The organism is Streptococcus sp. IMAU 99161, assembly GCF_014435245.1.
Classification (GTDB): domain Bacteria; phylum Bacillota; class Bacilli; order Lactobacillales; family Streptococcaceae; genus Streptococcus; species Streptococcus lactarius.
Map to the genome: position 1 here is coordinate 30,313 of NZ_JAAPAW010000038.1, position 12,739 is coordinate 43,051.

Consider the following 12,739-nt stretch of genomic DNA (forward strand, 5'->3'; position numbering starts at 1 on the left):
CCTTTTGATCAAATAACTATACTAAGTATAGCAGAAAAAAGGGCAGAAACATAGAGGGAGAGGGGAAAATACTTGTGTAAAAATCTTGAAAAGAGCTGGAAAAAAGTTAAGATTAAAAAACTTAAGTCTAACAACTATATTTAGGTAGGGGGGCAGAATGAAATTTTGCTGATATACTAAGTACATCAGAGTATTGCATTTCATGCAATACTCAACACTAATGGCATTCAAGAATATAAGAGTTGTTTCATATTTTGTTGTTACGATGCTTATATTCTTAATTTTAGTAAATTATAGCTAATTAGTGATAGAGGAGGTTGTATATGGAAACAAGAGAAGAAATTGTTTCGAAACTAGAACTAATTCGTGAGAATATTTTAGGATTTATTCAGGCACGTTCACGTCAAGTTACACTTGTTAATCAAATGAGAACAGCAAAATTGATTCATCAAGATGAATATAACGATAACACATTGTCTCATAAATCTCTAAAACTTGCTTTTTCAATTATGGTATTTTCAAGTATTGCAATACTATTAGGGGATTTATTGTATGTCATCTTACTTGGTGCTGTGAATCGATTAATCGGAGATATTATCTTTGAAGTTTTATTCTTATCAGGATTTTTATTTCTATTGTATCGTCGTATGAAAGGTTCAAAGAATAGCTGGATTTATCCAGCAACACTGATTATGGGAGGGATCTTACTGGTATTCCCTCTACGTTTGCTTTTGACTCCTAATCCTATAACATTAATTCTACTTGGAGTATCAATTGTAGCCACCTATTTCATCATTCAAAATAAGCTGGAACTAATGATCGCGTTTGTAAATAAAGGTATTCGTAGTAAAAATGAACAGCATTTAAGAGATTACCAAGCAGTAGTTTCAGAAAACCAACGATTAGAATTGGCCTATCAGCAAGAGGGACGTTTGATGGAAAATTTCCGGAATCAAGCTGTAGCAATTGGCCAGGGATGGTATCCTAAAGATTATTACGCACTAGATGCAGTGAATTATCTAATTCACGCGTTTAATAACTTTAAAGCAGATAGTATAAAAGAAGCGATTAATTTATATGATACATATTTAGACCGAGAAGCACGTCGAGCGTTTGAGGCAGAAATGATCGAACTTGAGAAAGAGCAGATTATTAATCAAGAACGTATGATCAAGCTTCAAGAACATGCAAATATTTTAAGAGCAAGACAAATTGCAGAAACACAAGAAGCAGCAGCTGCATCACGCGCTGTAGCAAGTGAACTTGAGAATATTCGTTATGGAAGATAAGAAATCCGGGATAAATAGGTAGGGAAGTAAATAGAAGGAATATAATTATGAATAAAACAACAAAGAAAAGTATTGCTATCAGTGCTACTATTATCGCTGCAACTGCTGTAACTTCAGTTGTACAAGCTGAAGAAGCGTCAGTTGCTCAACCGCATGCAGAAACACCGGAAACTACTTCAAATATTGACCATCCTGCTGAGGTTACAAAAGAGGCAGTTGATACAGCAAAAGAGCAAGCTGATGCTGCGGCTAAAACAGTAACAGAACAAGAAAAGGTTGTCAGTGCAGCGGATCAAAAGGCTAAGGAAGCTGAAGCTACTGAAAAAACAGCTGCTGAAACCTATGAAAAAACAAAGGAAGCTGCTGAAAAAGCAACTCCAGAAAATATTACAAAAGCTGAAGATACTATTAAAACAAAAGAGGATGGGGTAAAATCGGCTGAAGAAACTGTAAAATCAGCTGAAGAAGGTGTGAAATCAGCTGAAAAAGCGGAATCTGAATCAGAAAAAGCTTATGAAGAGACTACCAAACAAGTAGAAGATGAAAAAGTAAAAGTCGAATTAGCCAAGGAAGAAGTTAAGAAGGCTGAAAAAGCTCTTAATGAAACAACATTAAGCAAAGCACAAGAGACAGTAACGATTGCGGGAAATAAACTGAAAGATGCAGAGTCTGTGAATAAAGCAGCTCAAGACGAATTGACTCGTGCAAAAGAATTCGACGCATCTCGTCAAGCTAAAATCGATGAAACAAAATCAGCTCTCGATAAAGAACGTACTGAAAAGAACATTCCTGCTCTTGAAGATAGCCTTGCATCTGCAAAAGCTAACGTAGAAGCTAAAGAAAAAGCTCTCGCTGAAACAAAAGCTAAAGCCGGTGCCGCTCAATCTGAAGTCGATGAAGCCCAAAAAGCTCTTGATGCAGCAAACGCTCTATATCAAGAAAAACTCGCTAAATTAAAACAAGATGAATCCCTTCGTAAAGTAGTCGTTCCATCTGAATACGCAAAACATGACGTCGAAGACTATGCTTGGTTCATTGCTCATCAAGATGAATATATGAAATTGCAACCAACAGTTGATTGGGAATCTTATAGCCAAAAAGGTATCGGTACAAACAAAGAAATCGTCGACCTTGCAAACCTTACAGTGGCGCAACGTAAAGAACTGGCTGAATTCGCCGCTCAAATGTTGAGCGACATCAACCAACAATACTGGTCACAACGTGAACCTGGCAAAACAGTTGCACCTCTTCAATTGACTGTAGGAGGACAAGAATTCGCAGATAATATTGCTCAAAAATATTCGGATTTTTACAAGAATAATGGTGGGACTCCGGAGATAGTACCGACAAACTTTAAACATCTATTTGATGTGTTAATTAAATATAGTGCAAGAGAATCTCTTGGCCAACTTTTACCTGAATGGCATAAAGAAAACATGGGTGGATACACTATGTTGAACTTGAAACAAGATATTGCTAGTTCTATCCGTCAAATGATGTTTGCTGACGGCGATCAATCAAATGGTCACACTAAACACTTGATTAGTCTTCAAGGTACTGGAATCGGTATCAGCGTAAGTTCTGGTTCACTTCACATCTTGTCAACAAGACAGTCTACAAATCAGGATAAAGCTGATTACATCAGTACGGATGCCGAATATAAAGCATCTTTGACAGCTTCTGTAGAAAAAGAAGAACAAGTACTACAAGCAGCTAAAGATAAGAAAGCGATCGCTGACCAAGCGGTTAAAGCTGCTGAAAATGACCTTGCTTCTGCAAAATCAGCTCAAGTTGACGCTCAAACAGCCTTAAACGCAGCCCAAAACACTATCGCTAAAGCTCAAAAAGCATACGATGACGCTCTCGCAGTTAAAGAACAAACACCTACGGCTCAAACTAAAGTCGATGAAACAGCGAAAGCTCTTGAAGCAGCTAAAGCTGAACTCGCAACGGCTCAATCAAATCTTGCAAACTTGCAACAAGTTCGTGCACAACGCGAATCTGAATTGAAAGACGCTAAAGCTAAATTGGTTGCTCAAGAAGAAGCTCTGAAACAAGCTCTTCAGGCAGCTCTTGATGCTGAAAACGATTTGAAAGCAAAAGGTCTTGCAACAACTGAATCAAAAGCTCAAGTTGAACGTGCTAAACAAGCTGTCAAATCAGCTGAACAAGCTGTACAAGACGCAAAAGATTATCTTGAATTGCTCAAAAACGCTCCTGTGAAACTTGCGGAAGCTGAAAAAGTATTGACTGAAGCTAAAGCTAAAACAGCTGAAGCAAAAGCAACACTCGAAACAGAAATTGCAAAACTTGAAGCATTGAAGTTGAAAGCTAAAGCGTCTCAAGAAGATTACAAACGTGTCTTCGAAGCATACCAAAAACTCGTTCAAGCAAAACAATTGGAAGAAACAATTCGTCGTGAACAAGAACGTATCAAACACGAAAACGAAACTCGTCGCAACGAACCAGTTCGTCATGAATCTACTCAAAACAAAGTGATGAAGACAACTGCTCCAACTGCAACCACAACAGTAACACCTGGTGCAATTACACCAGTCGCACCTCAAACTAAACAAGCAAACACTAAAGAATTGCCATCAACTGGTGAATCTACAAGTGCACTTGGACTTATGGGCGTAGCAATGGCTGCTCTAGGTCTTGCTGGATTGAAACGCAAACGCGAATCAAAATAAAAACACTATTTAGGCTGGGGAAACCCAGCCTAAAATGATATAATTTTAAGAAAAAGATTGTTAAATGGGGAATTTTTTATGAAAAAGGTTATGATTTCACTACTGACGGGTGCATCCGTTTTATCTTTGGTAGCTTGTGCGCCGAAGCGCTATGAACGCCAAAGTAAACCAAAAACGGCCACATCATCGGCGGTTAAAAAAGAAAAGAAGAATATAGGTCAGAAGTATTATCAAGAGGTTTTGGAGCGGTACAAAGCTTATGAATCAGCAATTACTGCCAAAGATCAAACGGCTTTACAAAATGAACTGAAGAAGATTGATGCGACTTCAGAAGAATATGCGTATGTTTTTAATCTTCAAACACTTGGGAGCACTAATGAGTGGGAATATGCTTTTGATGATCTTAATCAAGATGGTAATGACGAGCTACTGATTGGGGATGGCAAAACGATTGCTGCTGTGTATTATTTGAAAGATAACCAGCCAACCTTGCTACATGTAGCCTATGTAGCTTCTGCAGGTGGCTATCGCTCCAGTTTAGATATTTTTGACAATGGGCAAATCGTCTACGCTACTTGGCAATCCCTGAATCCAGAGCAGGAATTGACCCTTTATTCGTTAGAAAAAGGGAAAGCCAAGGAAGAAAAGAAAGCAACCATTCAAATTGGTGGGAACCAAACGGCTGAGCAAGCCCTAGGTGTTTCAGCGAAGAAACTGAATCTTGCAAAGCTCGATTGGAAAAAATTTGACGGTTCAGGGGACTCCAAATCAACATCCAAGGCGGAGAATAAGAAGACAGGTTCTTTCCAAGTCCAAGTCAGTGTGTCGGATCTCCGCATTCGAAAAGAGCCCTCAACCTCAGCTCCCTCTGCGGGAATGATCGCAAAAGGAACTCACACCATTACGGAAACAGTAGAGGCAGATGGACACACCTGGGGAAAGCTTGAATCTGGACAAGGCTGGATCGCCCTTGACTTCACAACGCGTGTGGATGGTTCTAAATCAACTGCTTCAAGTAAGAAAAGTAGTGGGATGAACCTTCAAGAAATTCAGAACGGAAATTTCTCAAGTATCGCAGGGACCTGGAGAAATGGGAAAGGAATGAGTGTAACATTTGATGATAACGGTATATCAAAGATCAATGGTGCACCAACAGATCAGGTTGTAGATCGGTTTAATCATGAATTTGGATACTTAAGCAGTAGTGTTCATTCAACTGCTCCAACTGGTGCTTCAGCAATGAGTTTTTTCCCAGCAGGTCAAGAATTTCCCGCAACATTAAAATATGGAAATTTTTCTGTTGATAATAGCAAGGATATTATTTATTGGGGTCAAAATGTTATTTCAGATCAAAGCGACTTGTTCTATAAGGAAGACTAAAAAAGATTAGCAAACTAACTTATATTTGCTAGTGATTCTCTTCATTGACACTGAGTAAATAGATTTCCTTTAATAAACTAGGATAAATAATAGGAGATATTGTGAAAAAAATTATCATTTTATTACTAACAGTTGGTTCAGTAATTTCCCTAGCAGCCTGCGCTCCAAAACGCTATGAGCGCAAGCATGGGCCTGTGGATTCTTCGTCTGAAAGACAATCATCTGAGAAGGCCGATGAAAAAACAGAAGAAAGCCAGTCAAATGAAGAGAATGAGGAAGCGATTGGAACCTTGTCTAAGGCGGACGAGGCAGATATTCATTCCATTATCGAAAACAGTGCGTCTTTGACCTATTCGCTTCAGGTGCAACCGACTCGCTTGCTGGAGTTGAACAATGATCACGGTGCGATTGACGGTTACCCGCAAGATATGTTCATTGATTACTACAATACCTACACGCCAGAAACCTATCAGTTGCAAGATATCATTGATAAATTGGATGCAGAAAAGACGTCGGACTCTATCCGTAGTTTTTCTCAGGATAAATTGATTCAACTGGTAAATGACAAGAAAAAAGGCTGGCTCTATTCGACAAAAGATAAGGCCTTCTACGAAGTTGTACCTGGTGGTCGTGGGGGAGCGATGCCTCCAATGGAGATTCCTTCGCCTGATGACTGGGTGATCAATGATGATTCCGTTGAAGTGACGACGACCATCCAAGGAACATCTGAACCCTACAGACGTTTTGTCTTGAAACGCAATCACAAGGAATACAAGGGTGGAACCCACAAAACACGCTTTTATGTAGACAGTATGGAATTCGTGAAATCTTAAAATTAAATAGAAGCTATACCTGGATCTAAAATTTTTATATAGGTTTCTAGGAAGATTCGCAGAAAAAGGCCCGTAAAGCCTTTTTCTTTTGGGCTTGAATATGTTAAAATAAAAAGTATACGTGCTTGGATACAAAGATGAGGATATAACATACAGATGGGCTGTTGAAATTCCTATCTCGTTGAGTTGCTTGACGGCCTTGGTATCTTGATCTTTGTAGGCAAGTCGTATAAATATTATCAATCCAAAGGGGATTACGTTTAATGGTAAAACAAGTGTTTCAAACGACTTTTGCGGGTCGAGAGTTGATCGTAGAGACTGGTCAGGTTGCTAAGCAAGCAAATGGGGCAGTTGTCGTGCGTTATGGGGAGTCAACTGTCTTAACGGCAGCTGTCATGTCCAACAAAATGTCAACGGGGGATTTCTTCCCACTTCAAGTCAACTACGAAGAAAAAATGTATGCGGCTGGGAAGTTTCCTGGTGGCTTTATGAAACGTGAAGGACGTCCTTCAACAGATGCGACTTTGACAGCGCGTTTGATTGACCGTCCAATTCGTCCTATGTTTGCGGAAGGTTTCCGTAATGAAGTGCAAGTCATCAATACGGTTCTTTCTTACGATGAAAATGCATCTGCCCCAATGGCAGCGATGTTTGGTTCATCATTGGCACTGTCTATCTCAGACATTCCGTTTGACGGACCAATCGCTGGGGTACAAGTAGGTTATGTGGATGGGGAGATCGTCATCAACCCAACACAAGAACAAGCTGAGCGCTCGCTTCTTGAATTGACAGTTGCTGGTACCAAACACGCGATCAACATGGTAGAGTCTGGTGCTAAAGAATTGTCAGAAGAAATCATGTTGGAAGCTCTTTTGAAAGGGCACGAAGCAGTTAAAGAATTGATTGCCTTCCAAGAAGAAATCGTAGCAGCAGTCGGAAAAGAAAAAGCAGAAGTGGAATTGCTTCATGTAGATGCTGATTTGCAAGCTGAAATCATCGCAGCCTACAACAGCGACCTTCAAAAAGCGGTCCAAGTAGAAGAAAAATTAGCTCGTGAAGCTGCAACTCAAGCAGTAAAAGATCAAGTAACGGCAGTTTACGAAGAAAAATATGCAGACCACGAAGAATTTGACCGTATCATGCGGGATGTGGCTGAAATCTTGGAACAAATGGAACACGCTGAAGTGCGCCGCTTGATCACGGAAGACAAGGTTCGTCCTGACGGTCGTAAGGTTGATGAAATCCGTCCGTTGGATGCGCAAGTCGATTTCCTTCCTCGTGTGCACGGTTCAGGTCTCTTTACTCGTGGACAAACGCAAGCTCTTTCTGTCTTGACCTTGGCGCCAATGGGTGAAACCCAAATCATCGATGGGTTGGATCCTGAGTACAAGAAACGCTTTATGCACCACTATAACTTCCCACAATACTCTGTAGGGGAAACTGGTCGTTACGGTGCGCCTGGTCGTCGTGAAATTGGTCACGGTGCTCTCGGTGAGCGTGCTCTTGCTCAAGTATTGCCAAGCTTGGAAGAATTCCCATACGCGATCCGTTTGGTAGCAGAAGTTTTGGAATCAAATGGTTCTTCATCTCAAGCCTCTATCTGTGCGGGTACACTTGCCCTTATGGCTGGTGGTGTGCCAATCAAGGCGCCAGTAGCAGGGATTGCCATGGGACTTATCTCAGATGGAAATAACTATACTGTATTGACAGATATCCAAGGTTTGGAAGACCACTTTGGAGACATGGATTTCAAGGTTGCAGGTACGCGTGACGGGATTACAGCCCTTCAAATGGATATCAAGATCCAAGGGATCACTGCAGAAATCTTAGCAGAAGCTCTAGCTCAAGCCAAGAAAGCACGTTTTGAAATCCTTGATGTGATTGAAGCAACCATTCCAGAAGTTCGTCCAGAATTGGCGCCAACTGCTCCGAAAATTGATACCATCAAGATTGATGTGGACAAGATTAAGATTGTCATCGGTAAGGGTGGAGAAACCATCGACAAGATCATCGCTGAAACAGGCGTTAAGATTGATATCGACGAAGAAGGAAACGTGTCGATCTACTCTAGCGACCAAGACGCGATTAACCGTGCCAAAGAAATCATTGCTGGTTTGGTTCGTGAAGCCAAAGTGGACGAAGTTTATCATGCCAAAGTAGTTCGGATCGAAAAATTCGGTGCCTTTGTTAACCTCTTTGATAAGACAGATGCCCTTGTTCATATCTCTGAAATGGCTTGGACGCGCACCAACCGTGTCGAAGACTTGGTAGCCATCGGTGATGAAGTGGATGTGAAGATTATCAAGATTGACGAAAAAGGTCGTGTCGATGCGTCTATGAAAGCTCTTCTCCCTCGTCCGCCAAAACCAGAAAACAGCGAAGAAAACGGTGAAAAGACTCATCGCCATGGCGATCGTCCTCGTCACCACAACAAAGACCACAAACCTAAAAAAGATTTCACTATTACACAAAAAGATTCAGAATAAGCAGTAGAAAAGGAGGAGCACGGTATGGGATGGTGGCGTGAAACCATCGATATTGTAAAAGAAAATGACCCAGCGGCACGTACCTCGCTGGAGGTCCTCTTGACCTATCCGGGCGTTAAAGCACTGGCAGCTCACCGTGTTTCCCACTTTTTGTGGAACCATGGCTTTAAGCTCTTGGCGCGGATGCACAGCCAATTCTGGCGTTTTTGGACCCAGATTGAGATCCATCCAGGTGCGACCATTGCTTCAGGTGTCTTTATCGACCATGGAGCGGGCCTCGTTATCGGGGAAACAGCCATTGTTGAAAAAGGCGTCATGCTCTACCACGGGGTGACCCTTGGGGGAACAGGGAAGGATGTCGGCAAACGACATCCGACGGTACGTGAAGGAGCCTTGGTCTCCGCTCATGCTCAGGTCATCGGTCCGATTGAGATTGGGGCCAAGGCCAAAGTAGGAGCGGGAGCGGTCGTGGTCTCCGATGTACCGAGTGATGTGACCGTTGTCGGAGTCCCTGCTAAAATTGTTCGTGTTCACGGTAAGAAGGATGAGCCAATCATTCACCAAGAAGAAGAAAAACGGGAATATTATATGAACAAGCTGGAGCATGCTAAGGAAGCCAGTCATCGGTCTTCTAGTTTGTAAGGAGATCACTACATGATTCAAGCAACCAATACATTGAATGACCACCAACTACTGGAAGCAAAGGCCCTTATTGCTACCTGCCAGAAAGATGACGGAACTTTTCGGGATCCGTATCTCTCCAATATGCTCAATTTTGATCCCAATATGCCCGCCTTTTTCCTTTATTATGAAAAAGGTGAACTTGTTGGCCTATTAACGGTTTATGCAGATGACCCAGATGTGGATGTGACGATACTGGTCCACCCCAATCATCGTCGTCAAGGCATTGCGCGGGCTTTGTATAGAAGTTTTGAGAAAGAAACGGCATCTTATCCCATTGAGTCTGTGACTTTTCAGACAGAGCGTGTTTTTCTAGAGAAGCATCCTGAGTTTGCCAGCAATTGGGGACTGGTCGAGGATGAAGAGACAGAAACCTGGTTAGGTAAGGATAGAAGACCTTATCCGTTAGCAACTGTTTCCAATCTTGAAGTTGTGTTAGCAGATCGTTCCTATCAGGATCAAATTAGTCAGTTAAAATTTGAGGCATTTTCAGAGGAACATGAATCGAGAGAAGTTGTGGATAGATATGTCGCTAAAGCTCTGAAGGATCCAGAAAGTTATCTATATATTTTATTAAAAAACGGTCAGCTTATTGGAACTTGTACAGTTGATTTATCGAGTAATACGAATTACCTCTATGGTTTAGCGATAGCTGAACTTGAACGTGGAAAAGGCTATGGAAGCTACTTAGCAAAATTCCTTGTCAACCAACTCATTGAGCAAAATGATAAGGAATTTCAGATTGCAGTGGAAGATAGCAATGTAGGTGCCAAACGTTTGTATGAAAAAATTGGCTTTGTCAAACAGACTCAGGTGGTTTATTTAGATAGGAAAGAGTGAATAAATGTTACTAGAAGAATTTGAAAATGTACCTGCTGTTATAGAGCCAACTGATCGAAGCCTTCTTAGTGGTGGAGAGATTCGTGAGACGATTATTCTGTCTTTTAATGGAGAGATAGTGGAAAGAGTCAAGCAGATGGACGGAGTCTATGAAGGTGGCTATCTTACCAATCTAAATGGCAAATTTCCATGGTATATCTATGAAGTAGATGGACTTAAGCTTGCAGTTGCTATGGCTACTATTGGAGCTTCGATGGTTGTGGGTTTCTTAGAAGAACTCAAAGCGAGAGGTTTTAACAACTTTATCGTTTTAGGGTCTTGTGGAGTTCTGGACCAGTCTATCCAAGCAGATAAAATTATCCTACCAAGTTCAGCTTTACGTGATGAAGGGACCAGTTATCATTATGCTCCAGCAAGTGATGAGATTTCTTATGATGAAACGCTTCTCTCAACTATGGAGAACGCTTTGAACAAAGCTGGTATTGAGCATATTCGAACAAAGTCTTGGACGACAGATGCCTTTTATCGTGAAACAGCAGCTAAGGTTAAACGAAGACTTGCAGCAGGAGCGAAAGTTGTAGATATGGAAGCTTCGGCTATCATGGCTTGGGCTCAATATCGACAAGCCAAGGTCTATCAATTTTTCTACACGGCTGACTATGTGGATCATCACAATCATGAATGGGATGCTAGACGCGAAGATAGAAAAGCAGATGCTATGACCTTCTTTGATATTGCTGTCGATATTGCGTTAGAGTTGGAAAAATAAGAATATAGATTCAAAATATAGAAACAGAAAGGAAATGAAGCGTGTTAAAAATTTATGATACCATGTCTCGTGATTTACGAGAATTTATCCCCATCGAGGAAGGGAAGGTCCGCATGTATGTTTGTGGGCCAACGGTTTACAACTATATCCACGTAGGGAATGCCCGCTCAACGGTAGCCTTTGACACGATTCGTCGCTACTTTGAGTACCGTGGTTATGAAGTTGCCTACATTTCCAACTTTACCGATGTGGATGATAAGATCATCAACCGTGCCAAAGAAGAAGGCATTACGCCTCAGGAAGTGGCAGATAAGTACATCGCTGCATTTCGTGAGGATGTGACGGCTCTTGGCGTGAAACCTGCAACTCGTCACCCTCGTGTGGTTGAGTTTATGGAGGACATCATTCGTTTTGTGACCGACTTGATCGAAAAAGGCTATGCCTACGAGAGTCAAGGGGATGTTTATTTCCGTGTGGAAAAATCCCACAACTATGCTAAGTTAGCCAATAAAACTTTGGAAGACTTGGAGTTGGGTGCTTCTGGTCGGACAGATGAGGAAACAGCTCGCAAGGAAAATCCGGTGGATTTTGCCCTCTGGAAAGCTGCCAAACCAGGTGAAGTTTCTTGGGACAGCCCTTGGGGACCTGGTCGTCCTGGCTGGCACATTGAGTGTTCGGTTATGTCGACCGGGATTTTAGGCGATACTATTGATATCCACGGTGGTGGAGCTGACCTTGAGTTTCCGCACCATACCAATGAAATTGCCCAGTCAGAGGCTAAAACTGGTCAAACCTTTGCCAACTACTGGATGCACAATGGCTTTGTCAATATTGACAATGTCAAGATGTCCAAGTCTTTGGGTAACTTTATCACTGTGCATGATGCTTTGAAGACTATCGATGGCCAAGTCCTTCGCTTCTTTTTTGCAACTCAGCACTACCGCAAGCCGATTAACTTCACAGAAAAAGCTGTGCGCGATGCGGAAATCAACCTCAAGTATTTGAAAAATACCTATGAGCAACCGTTCACAGGAGAAGTGGATCCAGCAGACTTGCAAGGCTTTGTGGACAAGTTTATCGTGACTATGGATGAAGATATCAATGCGGCAAACGGGATCACCGTTGTCTTTGAATTGGCCAAATGGATCAATTCAGGCCATTATAACCAAGACGTTAAGGACGCCTTGGCCAAGATGTTAGAAGTCTTTGGAGTGGTCTTTGTCGAAGAAGTCTTGGATGCGGATATTGAAGCCTTGATCGCTGAACGTCAGGAAGCGCGGGCTAAGAAAGATTTTGCGCGAGCAGATGCCATTCGCGATGAATTGGCTGCGCAAGGAATCAAGCTTTTGGATACAAAAGAAGGTGTAAGGTGGACACGTGATTGATGTCAATCTAATCAATGGGATCGCCCTTGCCTTTGAAGGGGATGCGGTCTATTCCATGTATATTCGCAGGCACCTAATTTTTCAAGGGATGACCAAGCCCAATAAGCTTCACAAAGCTGCAACCCGCTACGTCTCTGCTAGAGCTCAGGCCAGCTTGATTGAAAGCATGCTGGAGCAAGACATTCTGACGGAAAAAGAGTTGGAGATCTACAAGCGCGGTCGCAATACCAATAGCCATACCAAGGCCAAAAATGCGGATGTCGTGACCTACCGCATGTCGACGGGCTTTGAGGCGGTCATTGGTTATCTCCATATGACGGGTGAGATCTCTCGTTTAGAAGAGCTGATTGACTGGTGTATCCAGGAAGTAGAAGGGTGATAGA

At 42.0% G+C, this 12,739-nt stretch carries 10 protein-coding genes; all 10 read left to right on the forward strand.

Annotated features, from left to right (window positions below; translation table 11 throughout):
- Positions 1-323: 323 nt before the first annotated feature.
- The 10 genes from HA044_RS09720 to HA044_RS09765 all read left to right on the forward strand — a co-directional run bounded on the left by HA044_RS09720 (position 324) and on the right by HA044_RS09765 (position 12,735).
- Positions 324-1,289 (forward strand): hypothetical protein, encoded by a 966-nt coding sequence (locus HA044_RS09720; RefSeq protein WP_187540981.1) that lies wholly within the window; start codon positions 324-326, stop codon positions 1,287-1,289.
- A gap of 47 nt (positions 1,290-1,336) precedes the next feature.
- Entirely contained in the window at positions 1,337-3,982 is a 2,646-nt protein-coding gene (locus HA044_RS09725; RefSeq protein ID WP_187540982.1) for an SEC10/PgrA surface exclusion domain-containing protein, read from the forward strand.
- A 78-nt stretch (positions 3,983-4,060) separates the two neighbouring features.
- Complete coding sequence (locus HA044_RS09730; RefSeq protein ID WP_187540983.1) at positions 4,061-5,362, forward strand: DUF6287 domain-containing protein; 1,302 nt, start codon at positions 4,061-4,063, stop codon at positions 5,360-5,362.
- Positions 5,363-5,463: 101 nt separating this feature from the next.
- Positions 5,464-6,195, forward strand: a complete 732-nt coding sequence (locus HA044_RS09735) for a hypothetical protein (protein WP_187540984.1) — start codon at positions 5,464-5,466, stop codon at positions 6,193-6,195.
- A 263-nt stretch (positions 6,196-6,458) separates the two neighbouring features.
- Positions 6,459-8,681 (forward strand): polyribonucleotide nucleotidyltransferase, encoded by a 2,223-nt coding sequence (pnp, locus tag HA044_RS09740; RefSeq protein WP_187540985.1) that lies wholly within the window; start codon positions 6,459-6,461, stop codon positions 8,679-8,681.
- Positions 8,682-8,705: 24 nt separating this feature from the next.
- Positions 8,706-9,323: a serine O-acetyltransferase gene (gene cysE / locus HA044_RS09745; RefSeq protein ID WP_049518232.1), complete on the forward strand. Its 618-nt coding sequence runs from the start codon at positions 8,706-8,708 to the stop codon at positions 9,321-9,323.
- Between the two features lie 12 nt (positions 9,324-9,335).
- On the forward strand, positions 9,336-10,202 hold the full coding sequence (locus HA044_RS09750; RefSeq protein ID WP_187540986.1) for a GNAT family N-acetyltransferase: 867 nt from the start codon (positions 9,336-9,338) through the stop codon (positions 10,200-10,202).
- 4 nt (positions 10,203-10,206) lie between these two features.
- The gene (locus HA044_RS09755) at positions 10,207-10,971 is read left to right on the forward strand and encodes a nucleoside phosphorylase (protein WP_187540987.1); all 765 of its coding nucleotides are present in this window, start codon (positions 10,207-10,209) and stop codon (positions 10,969-10,971) included.
- A 41-nt stretch (positions 10,972-11,012) separates the two neighbouring features.
- On the forward strand, positions 11,013-12,356 hold the full coding sequence (cysS, locus tag HA044_RS09760; RefSeq protein WP_187540988.1) for a cysteine--tRNA ligase: 1,344 nt from the start codon (positions 11,013-11,015) through the stop codon (positions 12,354-12,356).
- Positions 12,349-12,735, forward strand: coding sequence for a Mini-ribonuclease 3 (locus HA044_RS09765; protein ID WP_187540989.1), 387 nt, complete (start codon positions 12,349-12,351; stop codon positions 12,733-12,735). Before cysS ends, HA044_RS09765 begins: the two co-directional genes overlap by 8 nt.
- Positions 12,736-12,739: the final 4 nt, after the last annotated feature.